Origin of the sequence: Rhodococcus sp. HNM0569, from assembly GCF_012726205.1 — a bacterium.
In the GTDB taxonomy this organism is placed as follows: Bacteria; Actinomycetota; Actinomycetes; order Mycobacteriales; family Mycobacteriaceae; genus Rhodococcus_F.
The window spans coordinates 57,324-74,903 of record NZ_JAASAE010000010.1; the positions used below are offsets into that span (position 1 = coordinate 57,324).

General features: G+C 69.4%; 13 protein-coding genes. 9 read left to right on the forward strand and 4 right to left on the reverse strand.

The features are described 5' to 3' along the window. Positions 1–167 precede the first annotated feature (167 nt). The 5 genes from ettA to HCA44_RS14570 all read left to right on the forward strand — a co-directional run bounded on the left by ettA (position 168) and on the right by HCA44_RS14570 (position 8,323). Positions 168–1,847 (forward strand): energy-dependent translational throttle protein EttA, encoded by a 1,680-nt coding sequence (gene ettA, locus HCA44_RS14550; protein WP_169649580.1) that lies wholly within the window; start codon positions 168–170, stop codon positions 1,845–1,847. A gap of 23 nt (positions 1,848–1,870) precedes the next feature. Beyond that, complete coding sequence (locus tag HCA44_RS14555) at positions 1,871–2,287, forward strand: acyl-CoA thioesterase (protein ID WP_346764732.1); 417 nt, start codon at positions 1,871–1,873, stop codon at positions 2,285–2,287. 93 nt (positions 2,288–2,380) lie between these two features. After that, the gene (locus HCA44_RS14560) at positions 2,381–7,198 is read left to right on the forward strand and encodes an NAD-glutamate dehydrogenase (protein WP_169649582.1); all 4,818 of its coding nucleotides are present in this window, start codon (positions 2,381–2,383) and stop codon (positions 7,196–7,198) included. 26 nt (positions 7,199–7,224) lie between these two features. Further along, the gene (locus HCA44_RS14565; RefSeq protein WP_346764733.1) at positions 7,225–7,659 is read left to right on the forward strand and encodes a thioesterase family protein; all 435 of its coding nucleotides are present in this window, start codon (positions 7,225–7,227) and stop codon (positions 7,657–7,659) included. Beyond that, on the forward strand, positions 7,652–8,323 hold the full coding sequence (locus HCA44_RS14570) for a hypothetical protein (protein WP_169649584.1): 672 nt from the start codon (positions 7,652–7,654) through the stop codon (positions 8,321–8,323). Before HCA44_RS14565 ends, HCA44_RS14570 begins: the two co-directional genes overlap by 8 nt. 4 nt (positions 8,324–8,327) lie before the next feature. Here the strand turns inward: HCA44_RS14570 and HCA44_RS14575 are convergent, their stop codons facing one another. Both HCA44_RS14575 and HCA44_RS14580 read right to left on the reverse strand, forming a co-directional pair. After that, positions 8,328–9,929, reverse strand: coding sequence for an alpha-amylase family glycosyl hydrolase (locus HCA44_RS14575; protein WP_346764734.1), 1,602 nt, complete (start codon positions 9,927–9,929; stop codon positions 8,328–8,330). A 106-nt stretch (positions 9,930–10,035) separates the two neighbouring features. After that, positions 10,036–10,431, reverse strand: a complete 396-nt coding sequence (locus HCA44_RS14580; RefSeq protein WP_169649586.1) for a globin — start codon at positions 10,429–10,431, stop codon at positions 10,036–10,038. Positions 10,432–10,620: 189 nt separating this feature from the next. Between HCA44_RS14580 and HCA44_RS14585 the strand changes: the two genes are divergently transcribed. The 4 genes from HCA44_RS14585 to dinB all read left to right on the forward strand — a co-directional run bounded on the left by HCA44_RS14585 (position 10,621) and on the right by dinB (position 13,435). After that, on the forward strand, positions 10,621–11,322 hold the full coding sequence (locus HCA44_RS14585) for an HNH endonuclease (RefSeq protein WP_169649588.1): 702 nt from the start codon (positions 10,621–10,623) through the stop codon (positions 11,320–11,322). 78 nt (positions 11,323–11,400) lie between these two features. Next, a complete protein-coding gene (locus tag HCA44_RS14590; protein ID WP_169649589.1) occupies positions 11,401–11,661 on the forward strand; it encodes a hypothetical protein in 261 nt (86 codons plus the stop codon). Further along, complete coding sequence (locus HCA44_RS14595; RefSeq protein ID WP_169649591.1) at positions 11,648–12,127, forward strand: DUF5130 domain-containing protein; 480 nt, start codon at positions 11,648–11,650, stop codon at positions 12,125–12,127. The genes HCA44_RS14590 and HCA44_RS14595 overlap by 14 nt, the downstream gene beginning before the upstream one ends. A gap of 111 nt (positions 12,128–12,238) precedes the next feature. After that, entirely contained in the window at positions 12,239–13,435 is a 1,197-nt protein-coding gene (gene dinB, locus HCA44_RS14600; protein ID WP_169649600.1) for a DNA polymerase IV, read from the forward strand. A gap of 18 nt (positions 13,436–13,453) precedes the next feature. Here the strand turns inward: dinB and pepN are convergent, their stop codons facing one another. Then, positions 13,454–16,033 carry an aminopeptidase N gene (gene pepN, locus HCA44_RS14605; RefSeq protein ID WP_169649602.1) on the reverse strand — a complete coding sequence of 860 codons (2,580 nt, stop codon included), beginning with the start codon at positions 16,031–16,033 and terminating at the stop codon, positions 13,454–13,456. Between the two features lie 174 nt (positions 16,034–16,207). After that, positions 16,208–17,449 (reverse strand): FAD-dependent oxidoreductase, encoded by a 1,242-nt coding sequence (locus tag HCA44_RS14610; RefSeq protein WP_169649604.1) that lies wholly within the window; start codon positions 17,447–17,449, stop codon positions 16,208–16,210. Between the last annotated feature and the right edge of the window lie 131 nt (positions 17,450–17,580).

Below are 17,580 nucleotides of genomic sequence, written 5' to 3' on the forward strand. Positions count from 1 at the left end.
ACGACTGCCGCTGGACAATCGGTCGAGCACGGCTGGAGGCCCCCGCGCGGTGTTCGCCGCACGCGGGGGTCGGTTCCTGTCGTGCACTGCCGGTGTCCGTCGTGACCTGGTAGTTCGTCATCCCGCCGGCAACGCCAGCCCCAAGCCCTGACTAGGAGACTCCGAGAGTGCCCGAGTTCATTTACACGATGAAGAAGGTGCGCAAGGCGCACGGCGACAAGGTCATCCTCGACGACGTCACGATGAGCTTCTACCCGGGCGCCAAGATCGGCGTCGTCGGCCCGAACGGCGCGGGCAAGTCCAGCATCCTGCGCATCATGGCCGGCCTCGACCAGCCCGGCAACGGCGAGGCGTTCCTCGCGCCGGGTTCGACCGTCGGCATCCTCGAGCAGGAACCGCAGTTGGACGAGACCAAGACCGTCCGCGAAAACGTCGAGGACGGCATGGGCGAGGTCATGGTGCAGCTCAAGCGGTACAACGAGATCGCCGAGCAGATGGCTACCGACTACTCCGACGAACTCATGGAGGAGATGGGTGAGCTGCAGGAGAAGCTCGACCACGCCGACGCGTGGGAGATCGACTCGCAGCTCGAGCAGGCGATGGACGCGCTGCGCTGCCCGCCGCCGGAGGAGATGGTCACCCACCTGTCGGGTGGCGAGAAGCGCCGCGTGGCGCTGTGCAAGCTTCTGTTGAGCAAGCCCGACCTGCTGCTGCTCGACGAGCCCACCAACCACCTCGACGCCGAGAGCGTGCAGTGGCTCGAGCAGCATCTCGAGGCCTACCCGGGTGCCGTCCTCGCCGTGACACACGACCGGTACTTCCTCGATCACGTCGCGCAGTGGATCTGTGAGGTCGACCGCGGCCGGCTGCACGGCTACGAAGGCAACTACTCGACCTACCTGGAGCAGAAGGCCGCGCGTCTCGAGGTTCAGGGCAAGAAGGACCAGAAGCTGCAGAAGCGGCTCAAGGACGAGCTCGCGTGGGTCCGTTCGGGCGCGAAGGCCCGCCAGGCCAAGAACAAGGCGCGTCTGGACCGCTACGACGAGATGGCGGCCGAAGCCGCGAAGTCGCGCAAGCTCGACTTCGAAGAGATCCAGATCCCCGCGCCGCCGCGCCTCGGCGACGTCGTCGTCGAGGTCTCGCACCTCGACAAGGGCTTCGACGGCCGCCTGCTCATCAAGGACCTGTCGTTCACCTTGCCGCGCAACGGCATCGTCGGCGTCATCGGCCCCAACGGTGTCGGCAAGACCACGCTGTTCAAGACCATCGTCGGTCTCGAGGAGCCCGACGCGGGCGAGGTCAAGGTCGGTCAGACGGTCAAGCTCAGCTATGTCGACCAGAACCGCGCGGGCATCGACCCCGACAAGACGGTGTGGGAGGTCGTGTCGGACGGTCTCGACTTCATCCAGGTCGGTCAGACCGAGATGCCGTCGCGTGCGTACATCAGCTCGTTCGGCTTCAAGGGCGGCGACCAGCAGAAGCCCGCGGGCGTGCTGTCGGGCGGCGAGCGCAACCGGCTCAACCTGGCGATGACTCTCAAGCAGGGCGGCAACCTGATCCTGCTCGACGAGCCCACCAACGACCTCGACGTCGAGACCCTCGGTTCCCTCGAGAACGCTCTCGAGCAGTTCCCGGGCTGCGCCGTCGTGATTTCCCACGACCGCTGGTTCCTCGACCGCACGTGCACGCACATCCTCGCGTGGGAAGGCGATCACGGGGACAACGAAGCGTCCTGGTACTGGTACGAGGGCAACTTCGAGGGCTACGAAGCCAACAAGGTCGAGCGCCTCGGCCCCGACGCCGCGCGGCCGCACCGCGTCACGCACCGGAAGCTCACGAGGGACTGATTCACGTGTCACAGAAGCCCTTCGTGGCTCCGTTCACAGCCACGGTCCAGGTTCGTTGGGGTGACTCCGACCGTCTCGGTCACGTCAACAACACGATGTTCCTCGAGTACATGCAGGAAGCGCGCGTGCAGTTCCTGGAGTACATGGCGGGCCAGCTCGGCACCGCGGGCGCGGGCGGACCCTTCGTGGTCCGCAGGATGGACCTCGAATTCCTGCGCCCCATCACCGACTCGTCGGGCCCCCTCGCGATCGAGATCACCGTTCTCCACGTCGGCACGTCGTCGTACACGCTGCACCACGTGATCAAGGATCGTGACGGCGCCGTGTGCGGCAGCGGAGACGGTGTCCTCGTCGCGTTCGATCTACGCACCCAGGGCAAGCGTCCGTTGTCGGACGAGGAGCTGCACGTGCTCCGCGGACATCTGGTCGAGGCGGCCTGACACACGGCGACTCACCGCGTCGTCGCCACCTTCAGCCGATCGCCGCGGCTACTCTCGCAGGGAGTAGCCGCGGCGATCGACGTTGGAGGGCCGATGACCGAGACCGCACGACCGCACCGCTGGGTCCGGGGACTGCCCCCGACGCTCAGGCCGCGTGCGGAGATATTGGCCCGCAACTACTTTCGTCACATCGACCAGGGCGACAGCGACAATCCCGTGAACGGATCGGCCGACACCGTCCTCGCCGAGCATCTCGAACTGGGGCGGGAGCGACGATCCGACGAGATCCGCGTTCGCGTGTCGGGCACCGGCGATCCCAGCGGCCTCGGTCCTGCATTGCAGGTCGTCGTCGAGGACATGCCGTTCCTCGTCGAATCGCTCATCGCGCTGCTCGAGCGTCTGGGTATCTCGGTTGCCGAGCTCGTCCATCCCATCCTGTCGGTGCAGCGCGACGTGCGCGGCACTCTCGCGAACATCGTGTTCGCGGGCGAGTCGCCCGATCCTCACGAGCCGCCCCCGGTCGCCGAGTCGTGGACCCACTTCCAGCTCGAGCCGCAGACCGCGTCCGCCGCGCTCGAGCGTCTGGCGCACGAGGTGGTGGGCGTCGTCCAGGACGTGCGCGCCGTGGTGCACGACACCGCGTCGATGCGGGAACTCGAACTCACGGTCGCCGACGAGGTGTCCCACGCGACGCTGCCGAGCGAGATCACCGACGACGACCGCACCGACTGTGCCGAGCTGCTGCGCTGGATGGCCGAGGACAACTATGCGGTGCTCGGGTACAGCCGGCTCGAGTTCGGCGAGCGCGCGGCGGACGGCAGGCGCAGTCTGGCGGTCGTGCCCGGCAGCGGGCTCGGGCTGTTGCGCCGTGATCGCTTCGAGGACCGCGCGATCGAACTGCGCACCGCGTCGCGCGAACGCGACCACCGGTTGATGGTGCTGACCCAGGGGTCGACGCCCGCGACCGTGCACCGCGTCACGTACCCGTACTTCGTGGGCGTGTCGATCTTCGACGCACACGGCACTGCGGTCGGCGAACACCGGTTCCTCGGTGTGTTCACGGTGTCGGCCCTGCACGAGAACGTCCTCGACATCCCGCTCGTGGGCAGGCGCGTGCGGAAGGTCATCGCGCGGGCGGGGCACGATCTGGGTTCGTACTCGGGGCAGGCGATCCTCGCGACGCTCGAGGACCTGCCCACCACGGAGTTGTTCTCGAGCAACACCGACACGCTGCTCGAGACGGTCGGTGCGGTGCGCAGCGTCGGGCTGCGCCGCCAGGTGCGGCTGTTCGTACGCGAGGACCGGTTCGGGCGCTTCGTGTCGTGTCTCGTGTATCTGCCGCGTGACCGGTACACCACGCCCGTACGCCTCGCGATGCTGCGCGCGTTGTCCGACGCGTTCGGCGGCGGCACGGTCGACTACACGGTGCGCGTCACCGAGGGTGCGCTGGCGATGCTGCACGTCACGGTGCGTAAGACGGACGGTGCGGTGTCCGAACCGCCGCACCTGTCGCCCGCCGCGCGCGCCGCACTCGAACAGCAGCTCACCGACATCAGCCGCAACTGGGCCGACCGGCTGGCGGACGCGGTCGCGACGCGGACGGGTGTCGACGGCAGTCTCGTCGCGGAGTACGCGCAAGCACTGCCCGATGCCTACAAGGAGGACTTCGAGGCCGAACGTGCACTCGAGGACATCTCGCGGGTGGCCGCACTGACCGACGGCGCGATCGACGTGCGCCTTGCGTGCGAGACCGGGGCCGACGACTGGCATTTCAGCTTGTTCGTCGGTGGCGGGCCGGTCTCGCTCGGGCAGGTGTTACCGGTACTGCAGAGCCTCGGCGTCGACGTGCGCGACGAACGACCGTACTCGCTCGTGCGGCCGGATGGATTGCCCTGCCGTATCTATGATTTCGGGCTCGACGTGCCACGCGGCGTCCTCGACGGTGACTCGGCCCGGGTCGATGCGTTCACCGCCACCTTCGCGGCGGTGTGGGAGGGGCGTGCGGAGGCCGACCGGTTCAACGAGCTCGTGCTGTGCGCCGGTCTCGCGTGGCGTCAGGCGACGGTGCTGCGCGCGTACGCGAAGTACCTGCGGCAGGCGGCCTTTCCGTACAGTCAGTACCACATCGAGGGGATCCTGGTCGCCCACCCGGACACGACCCGCATGCTTGCGGCTCTGTTCGAAGCGCAGTTCGATCCCGACGGCCCGGGCGACGAGCGCGTCGCCGAACTCGAGACGGCGCTGAGTGTCGAGATCGGCGAGGTCGTGAGCCTCGACGCGGACCGTGTGCTGCGTGCTCTGCTGGGACTGGTGCGGGCCACTTTGCGCACCAACTACTTCCGGTGCGACACCGACGGCCGACCGCTCGACTACCTGTCGCTCAAGCTCGACCCACACCGGATCGACGAACTGCCGTTCCCGCGGCCGAAGTTCGAAATCTTCGTGTACTCGCCCACGGTCGAGGGTGTGCACCTACGGTTCGGCGACGTCGCACGCGGAGGGCTGCGGTGGTCCGACCGGCGCGAGGACTTCCGCACCGAGATCCTCGGACTCGCGAAGGCACAGGCGGTCAAGAACGCGGTCATCGTGCCGAGTGGCGCGAAAGGCGGTTTCGTCGTGAAGCACTCGCCCCCGGCGACGGGGGACGCCGAGCACGATCGTGCGACCGTCCGCGATGCCGGTGTCGCGGCGTACCGAACTTTCGTCTGCGGCCTGCTCGACATCACCGACGACATCGACCTGGCCACCAACACGGTCCGTCCGCCCGGCCGTGTGCTCCGCCGGGACGGTGACGACACCTACCTGGTGGTGGCCGCGGACAAGGGCACTGCCGGCTTCTCGGACCTCGCGAACTCGGTTGCAGCGCAGTACGGTTACTGGCTCGGGGACGCATTCGCGTCGGGTGGCTCGACCGGCTACGACCACAAGGCGCTCGGGATCACGGCACGCGGCGCGTGGGTCAGTGTGCAGCGCCATTTCCGGGAGATGGGAGTAGACCCCGCGCGCGAGGACTTCACCGTCGTCGGCATCGGCGACATGAGCGGCGACGTGTTCGGCAACGGCATGCTGCTCAGCGAACACATCCGCCTCGTCGCCGCGTTCGACCACCGCCACGTGTTTCTCGACCCCGATCCCGACTCCGCCACGTCGTTCGCCGAACGGCAGCGGCTGTTCCGGCTGCCGCGGTCGTCATGGGACGACTACGACCGCGCCGTCCTGAGCGACGGCGGCGGGGTATGGCCGCGCACCGTGAAATCGATCCCGATCGCGCCGGCCGCACGGGCTGCCCTCGGACTGGCCGAGGACGTCGTCGCGTTGTCGCCTCCCGACCTCGTGCGCGCGGTGCTGCGTGCGCCGGTCCAACTGCTGTGGAACGGCGGCATCGGCACGTACGTCAAGGGGAGCGACGAGACGCATGCGGACGTGGGGGACAAGAGCAACGACGCGGTGCGCGTCGACGCCGTCGAGGTGCGGGCCTCGGTGATCGGCGAGGGGGGCAACCTGGGCGTCACGCCGCGCGGACGCGTCGAGTATGCCCGCGCAGGCGGGCGCATCAACACCGACGCGGTCGACAACTCGGCGGGCGTCGACAGCTCGGATCACGAGGTCAACATCAAGATCCTGCTCGACTCCGCGGTCGGCGCAGGCGCTCTCGCACCCGGCGAGCGGAATCCGTTGCTGGCGAGCATGAGCGACGAGGTCGCGGTGCTCGTGCTCGACGACAACCGGTCGCAGAACGAGCTGCTCGGCCTGTCGAGGGCGAACGCCGCCGAGCGGATCGACGTGCAGCGCAGGCAGATCGATGCACTCGTCGAATCCGGCGAGGTCGACCGGGAACTGGATGTCCTGCCGGACGACGACGAACTCGCGCGTCGCTCGGCGAGCGGCGGCGAGCTCACGTCCCCCGAACTCGCAACCCTGATGGCGCACGTCAAGCTCGCCCTCGAACGGGACCTGCTGGCCACCGAGTTGCCCGACAGCGACACCTTCGCGGCCACGGTGCCGCGGTACTTCCCGACGCCGCTGCGTGACCGGTTCGCCCCGCAGATCGCGCGGCACCCGCTGCGCAGGCAGATCGTCGCGACGATGCTCGCGAACGACACGATCGACACCGGCGGCATCACCTATGCGTTCCGGCTCGCCGAAGACGTCGGCGCGAGCGGCACGGACGCGGTACGCGCGCACACAGTGGTCACGAGCGTGTTCGATATCGCCGGCCTACGGGCGCGCGTGCGCGCACGACGCATGCCCGCGGCCGCGGAGGGTGCACTCGTGCTCGAGACCGGGCGGTTGCTCGACCGTGCCTCCCGCTGGTTCCTCGGCCACCGGCCGCAGCCCGTCGCCGTCGGCGCCGAGGTCACCCGCTATGCCGGTCCGGTAGCGGTGCTCACGCCGCTGCTCGACGAATGTCTGCGTGAAGTGCACCGTGACGCGGTCGTCGAGTTCGCGCGCCCCGCCGTCGACGCGGGGGCGCCGGAGGACCTCGCGCACGAGGTGTACCGGCAGCTGTACCGGTTCGCCTTCCTCGACATCGCGGACCTCGCGGAGATCGCCGAGAGGGACCTGCACGAGGTCGCCGACCTGTACTTCGCGCTCGATGCGCACTTCGGTGTCGGTGTGCTGCTCAGGCACGTGTCGCAGCTGCCGCGCGGCGACCGGTGGCATTCCCTCGCGCGGCTCGCACTGCGCGACGACCTGTACGGTTCGGTGCGTCAGCTGACGCGGGAGATGCTGGCGGGCACCGAGTCGCACGAGACGGCCGCGCAGAAGATCGAGGACTGGGAGTCGCGCAACCGGCGCAAGATCGACCGGGCGAGGTCCGCGCTCACCGAGATCTTCGCGTCTGGGACGCTGGACCTCGCGACGCTCTCGGTGGCGGCGCGACAGGTACGCAGCATGGTGCGTGAGTAGCACCCCGATCGGAGGTCGAGTAGGACGTGGCGAGCGAAGGAACGGGTACGGACGGCTTTCACGCCGAAGTGGAGGTGCGATGGTCCGACATGGACGTCTTCCACCACATCAACCACGCCCGGATGGTCACGCTCCTGGAGGAAGCGCGCATCCCGTGGCTGTTCGACGACGGCCGTCCCACCGTGTCCCTGCGCGAAGGAGCGGTGGTCGCCGACCTGCACGTGCGCTACCGCGGCCAGTTGCGGCACAGCGACACCCCGCTGGACGTGCTCATGTGGATCGAGAAGGTGCGCGCCGTCGACTTCACGATCGTGTACGAGGTGCGGCCCAAGGCCGCGCCCGCGTCGGCGCCCGCGATCGTCGCGTCGACGCAGATCGCGGCCTTCGACATCGACACGCAGCGACTGCGCCGGCTCACCGACGCCGAGCGCGACTACCTTGTGAGCTGGCAGCGTGGATGAACGGCGACTGACGATCCCCGATCCCGACGAGCGCGCCGACTTCGCCGCATTCCTGACGCGGGCGCTGCGTCTCGACGAGGCCGCCGTCGTGCGGCTCAAGACGCGCGGCCCCGGCTCGTTCGCTGCGTGGTTCGCGACGGGCTTCGACGTCCTCGCGGCGCGCAGTTTCGGCGGCGAACTCGTTCCCGACGACATCGTGGCAGGCGCCGATCACCTGCTCCACGCGGCGCAGGCCGGGACCGGGCCGATCGATCCCGGGTTCGCGCTCGACTCGTCGTGGCGCGGCTCGCTACCGCCCGCGGACGGTTTCGACCACCTCGACGACGTGCCGGCGCACGTGTTCGACGAGCTCGCGCGCAGCGGTGTCGAACTCGCGGAGGAACACGGCGAGCACGGTCCACCGACGTCGTTGCTCGACCAGGAAGTCCTCACCGTCGAGCGACGGGATCCGGCCGAGGAGTCCGCCGACTCGGTGGGTGTCGACATGCGCATGGTCTTCGCGCTGTCGGCGATGGGATTCGTGCCGCGCGTGCGCGCCGACGACTCGAGGCCGACCGAGGTGGTCCGCATTCGGGCGTCGCGTGCGTGGACGCGCGTCGACGCCCGCTACGGCTCGGTGTATCGCAGGCGCGACACCGGGCTCAGCCTCACCCCGGTCGGTTGAGTCGTCAGATGAGCCACGCTGCCGCGTTCGCCTGCAACATGCCGTCGGCGAGCGGGGCGCTCGACAACAGCACCTCGCCGGGCGGCAGCGACGTGGCTGCGTCGGTGGTGTTGAGGACGCAGATCAGCCCGCCGCCTCGTCGTCGGAATGCGAAGCACCCGGGCGGACTGCCGTACCAGTCGATCTCGTCGCCTGCGAACTCCGGGCGCAGTGCCCGCAGTTCGAGCGCCGTGCGGTACAGCGAGAGCATCGACGTCATGTCCTCGAGTTGGGCCTCGACGGTGAGCGCCGACCACTCGGCAGGCATCGGCAGCCACGTCTCGGTGCCCGGCGGCGAGAAGCCGAAGGGCGGCTGCGCGCCTTCCCACGGGATCGGCACACGCGATGCGTCGCGGCCGCGTTCGGTGTGCCCCGACCGCTCCCACACCGGATCCTGCAGCGCGTCGTCGGGCAGATCGACGCCCGGAAGGCCCAGTTCGGATCCGTTGTAGAGGAACACGGCGCCCGGAAGGGCGAGCTCGACCAGCAGCATCGCGCGGGCGCGTGCCCGTCCCGTCTCGCCGTCGCCGTAGCGGGTGACCTCGCGGACGACGTCGTGATTGGACAGCGTCCAGGTAGGTGTGCCGCCGACCTGCGCCACCGCGGTGAGGGAGTTCTCGATCGCCTCGCGGACCTCGTCGGCGGAGAATGCCGCCTCCGCGAGCCGGAAGTTGAAACCGAGGTGCAATTCGTCGGGGCGGATGTACTCGCCGAAGCGTTCGTTGTCGCGAACCCAGATCTCGCCGACCGCCATCGTGTCCGGGTACGCGTCGAGGACCTTGCGGATGCCGCGGTGGATCCCGTGGACCGCGGGGTTGTCGAAGCGTGGATCGGCATCGGTATCCGTGAGCAGGCCCTGCTCGCCCCAGTCGTGGTCCGGCAGACCTTCGGGTTTGGCCATCCCGTGTGCGACGTCGATGCGGAAGCCGTCGATCCCGCGGTCGAGCCAGAATCGTAAGGTCTTCTCCAGGTCGGCGACGACGTCGGCGTTCTCCCAGTTCAGATCCGGCTGTTCGGGCGCGAACAGATGCAGATACCACTGGCCGGGCGTGCCGTCCGGTTCGGTGACCCGCGTCCACGCCGGACCGCCGAACACGCTCGGCCAGTTGTTCGGCGGCTCGCTGCCGTCGTCGCCGATGCCGTCGCGGAAGTGGTAGCGGTCGCGTGCCGCGCTGCCGGGCGGCGCGGCGAGTGCTTCGGCGAACCACGCGTGCTCGACACTCGTGTGGTTGGGGACGAGGTCCATCGTGACCTTCATGTGCCGCTCGTGCGCCGCGGACACGAGCGCGTCCATCGCGGCGAGATCGCCGAACAGCGGGTCGATGTCTCGTGGATCGGACACGTCGTAGCCGTGGTCGGCCATCGGCGAGCGCATGACCGGGCTCAGCCACAGCGCGTCGACGCCGAGCAGTTCGAGATAACCGAGCTTGTCGCGGATGCCGTCCAGATCGCCGACGCCGTCGCCGTTCGCGTCGGCGAACGACCGTGGATAGATCTGGTAGAACACCGCCTCGCGCCACCAGGGAGCGGGCCCGGAGGGGAGGTCCGGGTGGCGTGGCTCACTCACGATTCGGCTCGCTCACTGCTCGACCACTCACGATTCGACCCACTCATAGTTCGGTATCGTGCCAAACGATCCGGCACCTCACGACTCGGGCGGCCGATTCACCCCGTCAGATGGGCGAATTCACCATCGACGCCGCGGCCATCTCCATGTAGTCGACGAGCGCTCTGCGGTGCGCGTCGTCGAGGGTCTCGGAATCGATCGACGCGATGGCCGTGTGCATGCACCGCAGCCACGCGTCGCGTTCGAGCGGCCCGATCTTGAACGGCTGATGTCGCATGCGCAGGCGCGGGTGGCCGCGTTCGTCCGAGTACGTGTGCGGACCGCCCCAGTACTGCTCGAGGAACATCCGCATCCGGCGCTCGGCGGGACCGAGATCCTCTTCCGGATACAACGGGCGCAGGATCTCGTCGGCGGCCACCTCCTGGTAGAAGCGTGCGACGAGTGCGCGGAACGTCTCGGCTCCGCCGACGGCCTCGTAGAAGGTCTGCTGTACATCAGTCATGGCACTGCCCATTCTGCCCGCTCGGGGCGCCGAGTGCCCACCGCGCGTCGTCGGCGCGGCGACCAGCGGTGGTCGACGCGGTGAACGCACGCACGGTGTCGCCCGCCCGAGCGGGGGGAGGACACACGAGAATGCACGTGCGTGCCGCCGAGAATCGTGGTGCACTTGGTGGCGATCACCGGAGGTCGTATGAAGAATCGACACGCTTCGCGCACTCATCGACAACTCGTGCCCGCTGACGCCGGCCCGCCCGCCGGGCGCGCGTCAGGGGCTGTTCCGATCCGGGATGACGTGGTGCGCGGTGCTTCGGTGCAGGGTGCGGTGGCGCAGACCGCCGGTGGCTGCTCGGGCTCGGCCACCACACTCGCGCCGTTGTGGTTCTCTCGGCGCGTCCTGCTGCTCAATGCCACCTACGAGCCGCTCACCGCACTGCCCGCGCGCCGGGCCGTCGTGCTCATGGCGTGCGGCAAGGCCGACACCGTGCACGAGGACGCCGACGCGCCCGTCGTCCACTCCGCCGAGTTCTCGCTCGCTGTTCCCGCCGTGATCCGACTTCGCGACTACGTGCGGGTGCCCTACCGGGCGCGGGTCCCGCTCACGCGGGCCGGCCTGATGCATCGTGACGGCTTCCGCTGTGCCTACTGCGGCGCCAAGGCCGAAACCATCGACCATGTGGTCCCGCGCAGCCGGGGCGGCACCCACTCGTGGGAGAACTGCGTCGCGTGCTGCGCGCCGTGCAACCACCGCAAGGCCGACAAGATGCTCGGCGAGCTCGGCTGGACGTTGCGCGGCCCACTCGTTCCCCCGTCCGGGCCGCACTGGCGGCTGTTGTCGTCCACCAAGGAACTCCACCCGTCGTGGATGCAGTACCTCGGCGAGGGCGCAGCCTGACGCTCCCGTCCTGCGTGTCCGTGTCGAATTGCCGACCTGACGCCTCCGCGCGGACGCTTCTGGGCTACCGTTTCGGGTGTGAGCATTCTCGAGACAGTGCTGATTTACGTGGGGATCCCGTTGCTGATCACCGCAGTCATCGCCGGATTGTCTTTCACGGGCAGGAAGACCGCCGGCCCCGTTCCCAAGCCGTACCGCCTGACGCAGTCCTGGACGCATGCACCGGTGCTGTGGAGCGCCGTCGACGAACCCGTCACGCACGCGCACCACGGCGGGCACCATGCTGTCGACGCGGCCCCGGCTGACCTGATTGGAGGTTCGGCAAGTGGCAAGTGGTGATCACGGAGGCCACGCAGTGGTGGCCCAGCGCGATCTGCCGATCGGCAGCGTGGTGACGTCGAGCGGGCGGATCTCCGCCGTACACCGCGCGGGCGAGCCGTTCGGCGACGACCTTCCGTTCACGACCGACCAGCTGGTTCGTCTCGACGATGCGCTCACCGACGCGACGCGGGCCACGATGGTGCGGTTCAACATCTTCGTCGGCGACCTCGAGGGCGATCCCGCCGCCGCGGTCGACGAGCTGTTCGCCACCACACCGGACGTCGAGCGTTCGGTGCTGATCGCGGTGCTGCCGAACCAGCGGGTCGTCGAGATCCGGAGCGGTCGCGCCGTGGCGGGTCGCGTCACCGACCGTGTCGCCCAACTCGGCGTCACCGCGGCGGTGTCGTCCTTCCGTGAGGGCGATCTGATCGACGGTCTCGTGAGCGCACTGCGCGTGATGACCGGGGCGATCACGAAGAGCTGATCTCGGCCTCGGACTGCCTCGAACGGGCGGTGTCCGGGTCGGCCACTCGGCCGATGCCCGGACACCGCCCGTTCGGCATTTCCGGAGTGTGTCGGCATCGGATGCGAACATATGTTCGTGTCCGACTCGCACGCCTCGATCCTTCACGCCGATCTCGACGCCTTCTATGCGTCGGTCGAGCAGCGCGACGACCCGTCCTTGCGCGGGCGGCCCGTCGTGGTCGGCGGGGGAGTCGTGCTCGCGGCCAGCTACGAGGCGAAGGCGTACGGGGTGCGCACCGCGTCGAGCGGGGCACACGCACTGCGGCTGTGCCCGCAGGCGGTGGTGGTGCGGCCGCGCATGGCCGCCTACGCCGAGGCCAGCCGGGCGGTGTTCGACATCTTCCGCCGCACCACGCCGCTCGTCGAGGGAATCTCGATCGACGAGGCCTTCCTGGACGTCGGCGGCCTCGCACGCGTGTCCGGCACGCCCGAGGCCGTCGCGCGACGCCTGCGTGCCGATGTCGCGACCGAGGTGGGGCTGCCGATCACGGTCGGCATCGCGCGCACCAAATTCCTCGCGAAGGTGGCGAGCGCGGTCGCGAAGCCGGACGGATTGCTGGTCGTCGACCCCGAGCGTGAGCTCGACTTCCTGCATCCGCTGCCGGTCGAGAGGCTGTGGGGCGTCGGTGCGGTCACGTCGGGCAAGCTTCGCGGCCTCGGTGTCCGCACGGTCGGCGAACTCGCACACGTGCCCGAGGACCGGCTCGCGTTCACCCTGGGCCGGGCGGCGGCGCGTCACCTGCACGCCCTCGCGTGGGCCCGCGACCCACGTCGTGTCGACACCGGCCGCAGCCGGCGCTCGATCGGCGCGCAACACGCACTGGGCCGGCACCGCCGCACCCTCGACGAGCTCGACGCGGACCTCGCGCAGCTCGTCGAACGGACCGCCGCACGGCTGCGCCGCAGCGGCAGGCGATGCCGCACGGTGGTGTTGCGCGTGCGATTCGGCGACTACACACGGGCTACGCGCTCGCACACCCTCGCCCACTCGACCACCGACACCGACGAGCTGCTCGCGACGGCGCGCACACTGTTGCGCGATGTCCATCCCCGTGCCGTCGTCGACGGGCTCACCCTCATCGGCGTCTCGCTCACAGGTCTCGACCAGCGAGTCGAGCAGCTCGAGCTGCCGTTCGACGAGACGCCTGCGCGTCACCTCGACCGCACGCTCGACGACGTGCGGTCGAGGTTCGGCGCCGCGGCGGTCACGCGCGGCACCCTCGTCGGCCGCGGGCCGCTGCTGTCGGTGCCGATCCTGCCCGACTGACGGCCCGTGCGCGGGTGCTCAGCTCGCGTCGAACGTGCGTGCCGCCAGCGAGCGCACGATGCCTGCGCGGCCCTCGAGAACCAGCCGGCGCAGCGCGGGTGGCACGTCGCCGTCGAGGAATCGGTCGGCCGCTGCGACGGCGTCGTCGGTGATCGCCCACGACGGGTACAGGCCGATCACGACGGTCTGCGCCACCTCGCTCGACCTGCGTTCCCACACGCCCGTGATGTCGGCGAAGTAGCGGTCGACGAACGGCGCGAGCAGCTCGTCCTGTCCCGGCGCGACGAAACCGCCGATGATCGACCGCGCCGTGATGTTGGGTACCGAGTCGTCGTGCACGACGGTCTCCCACACCTGGTCCTTGACCGCGCGTTGCGGCCGTGACGCGCGCGCGGCCGCCGCGTGCCGGGCACCCGCCGCGGTGTTGTCCCGCTCGGCCTCGGCGTCGACGAACGGCGTCTCGAGACCGTCGGCGTCGATCTCGCCCGCACCGGCGAGCGCGGTGACGATGCGCCAGCGCAGGTCGGTGTCGACGGTCAGCCCGGCGAGCCCGACCGTCGCGGGATCGGCGTCGAGCAGTTCGCGCAACACCTCGAGATGCCATGCCGACAGCTGCGACGAGGTGAGGGCGTTCACGAATGCGAGCTGATGGTCGGAGCCGGCCTCCGCCTCGCGAGCCAGTTCGAGGAGGCGGTTCGCGAACCCGGGCCAGCCCTGTTCGTCGGCCCAGCCCGGCTCGGCGTAGCTGCCGAGTGCGGTCTGTGCCTGCAACAGCGTGCGCTGGACGACGCCCACCTCGGTCTCGGCAGCGATGCCGCGCTGGACGAGCTCCACGAAGTCGCGCGCCTTGAGCTCGGCCTGGCGGGTCATCTCCCACGCGGCCGACCACACGAGCGTGCGCGGAAGCGATTCGGCGATGTCGCCGATGCGCGAGATCGCGGTGTCGAGGGACTCCGGATCGAGCCGGATCGAGCAGTACGTGAGGTCGTCGTCGTTGACGAGGATCAGCGTGCCGCGTGCGGCCCCCACGAGCTCGGGGACGTCGGTGCTCGCGGCCGCGTCGAGGTCGAGTTCGACACGGTGCGTGCGGACGAGCTTGCCGTCCTGATCGTCGTACACGCCGACGGCGAGACGGTGCACCCGGAACTCGCCCGCACCCGGTGCCGCACCTTCCTGGGTGATTGCGAAGCGGGTGAACTTCCCGTCGGCGTCGACGTCGAAGTCGGGGCGCAGGATGTTGAGTCCCGTGGTCTTCAGCCACTGCGCGCCCCACGCGGAAAGGTCACGGCCCGAAGACTTCTCGAGCGCGGACAGGAGGTCGTCGAAGGTGGCGTTGCCGAACGCGTGCTGCGCGAAGTAGGCGCGCAGGCCCGCGAGGAACGCCTCGACACCGACGTACGCGACGAGCTGCTTGAGCACGCTGGCGCCCTTCGCGTACGTGATGCCGTCGAAGTTCACCTCGACGGCCGCGAGATCGGGGATGTCCGCCGCGATCGGATGGGTCGACGGCAACTGGTCCTGGCGGTAGGCCCACGACTTCTCGACGTTCGCGAACGTCGTCCATGCGCCCGTGTACTCGGTGGCCTCCGTCTGGCACAGCACCGACGCGAACGTCGCGAACGACTCGTTGAGCCACAGGTCGTCCCACCACCGCATCGTGACCAGATCGCCGAACCACATGTGCGCCATCTCGTGCAGGACCGTCTCGGCGCGGCGCTCGTACAGATAGCGCGTCACCTTCGACCGGAAGACGTAGTCCTCGAGGAAGGTGACGGCACCGGCGTTCTCCATCGCGCCCGCGTTGAACTCCGGGACGAACAGTTGGTCGTACTTGCCGAAGGCGTAGGGCACACCGAAGTTGCGGTGGTAGAAGCCGAAACCCTGCTTCGTCTCCGTGAACAGGCGCTCGGCGTCCATGTGCTCGGCGAGCGACGCGCGGCAGAAGATGCCGAGCGGGATCGTGCCGTGCTCGTCGGTGTACACGTCGTTCCATTCGGCGTACGGGCCGGCGATCAGCGCGACGAGATAGGTGCTCATCAGCGGCGTCGTGCGGAAGCGGTGCACACCCGGCTCGGGCGCGACCGTCTCGACGACCGCGGAGTTCGAGACGACCTTCCAGTCGGTCGGTGCGGTGACCGTGATCGTGTACCTGGCCTTGAGGTCGGGCTGGTCGAAGCACGCGAACATGCGCTTGGCATCGGCGGTCTCGAACTGGCTGTAGAGGTAGACGGCGTCGTCGGTGGGGTCGACGAAGCGGTGCAGGCCCTCGCCGGTGTGCGAGTACACGCAGTCCGCGTCGACGACGAGTTCGTTGTGTTCGGCGAGCGTGGGGAGTGCGATGCCCGTCGACTCGTCGTACGCGCTCACGTCGAGTGGGGCGCCGTTGAGGCTCGCGGTGTGGATCGTTGCGGCCATGATGTCGACGAACGTCGACGACCCGGGCTGCGCGTCGAATCGGATCGTCGTCGACGACCGGAAGGTCCTCTCACCCGGCGCACCCCGACCGTCGGTGAGGTCGAGCTCGATCCCGTACTCGAGATTCGACAGCAGCGCCGCGCGCTCGGCGGCCTGGTCGCGGGTGAGGTTCGGTGGGGCCACGGAGGTCTCCTGATGGTCGGGGTGGATGATCGGGGCCGCTCGGCACCTACGGTGCGCGGTGAGCGGCCGCCCCGTCGCGCACGCACAGCTCTCGCGACGAAGCCGTTGCCATCCCATCACGACCAGCGAGTGTCCGGCACGCGAGTGCCGTCACCACAGCCGGCGCCACCGGGCCTACGCTCGGACGTCGGACAGCGGCACCGCGGGATCGGCGAGGCGCGTACGCGACACGGGTGAGGGGTCGCGCACGAGGGAGTCGAGGTCGGCGCCCGCGTCCCACACGTTGACGTTCATCGCGGCGAGCACGACGTCGTCGGCGTCGAGCCAGAAGGTGAGGAACTCCCGGGCGCCGCCGGTGTCGCCGCGCACGATCACCGCGTCGTAGCCGGTGCGCGGTACGAAACCGCGATACTCCATGCCGAGGTCGTACTGATCGGTGAAGAAGTACGGGGTGCGGTCGTAGGCCGCGGCGAGACCGAGCATCGTGCGTGCCGCCACCGCAGGCTGGTTGAGTGCATTGGCCCAATGCTCGACGCGCACGCGGGCGCCCAGCAGCGGGTGGTCCTGCGCTGCGATGTCGCCGACCGCGACCACGTCCGGGTCGGAGGCGGCCAGCGACGCGTCGACGAGTACCCCGCCGTCGCCGACGTCGAGGCCCGCGGCCTGCGCGATCTCGATGTCCGCGACCGCACCGACCGCGACGAGCACGTAGTCCGCGGCCAGGGTGCTGCCGTCGGCGAGCACGACACCGTTCGCGCGACCGTCCTCGACGGTGATCGACGAGATCTCGGTCCCGAGCCGCAGGTCGACCCCGTGTTCACGGTGGACGTCGGCGAACACGGCGCCCATCTCGGCCCCCAGCGCACCCAGCAGCGGCTGCGCTGCCGCTTCGAGGACCGCCACCTCGGCGCCGAGCTGGCGCGCGGAGGACGCGACCTCGAGGCCGATCCAGCCGCCCCCCACGACGACCAGCCGAGTCCCGGCGGACAGCACGCCGATCAGCGCGTCGGACTGGTCGATCGTCCGGAGATGGTGGACCCCCGCGGCCTGTGCGCCCGGGAGCGACAGCCGCCGCGGTCGCGACCCCGTGGCGAGCGCGAGTTTGTCGTAGCGGAGGGTGCTGTCGTCGGGCAGCGCCACGGTGTGTGCCGCGAGGTCGATGCCGCCGATCACGGTGCCCGGGCGCACGTCGATCCGGTTGTCGCGGTACCAGTCCGCGTCGAACGGCGTGAAGTCGGCGAGCCGCTTCGTGCCCGTCATGTGCTCCTTGGACAACGGCGGTCGCTCGTACGGCAGATGCTCCTCGCCGCAGCACAACACTATGTCGCCGTCGAAGTCGTTCTGTCGTAGCGCCTCGGCGAGCTTCGCGCCCGCGAGACCACCGCCGACGATCACGAACGTGGAATCGGATGTCATCGCGCTCGCTCCCCGAAGTCGGTGCCGCTGAGAGGTCGATGCGCCGCGAACGGCCACCGCTGATTCGACGGTACTGCGGGGGAGTCGGCGAGACGGGAAGTTGCGGCAGATGGACACTGGACGAGCGCGCG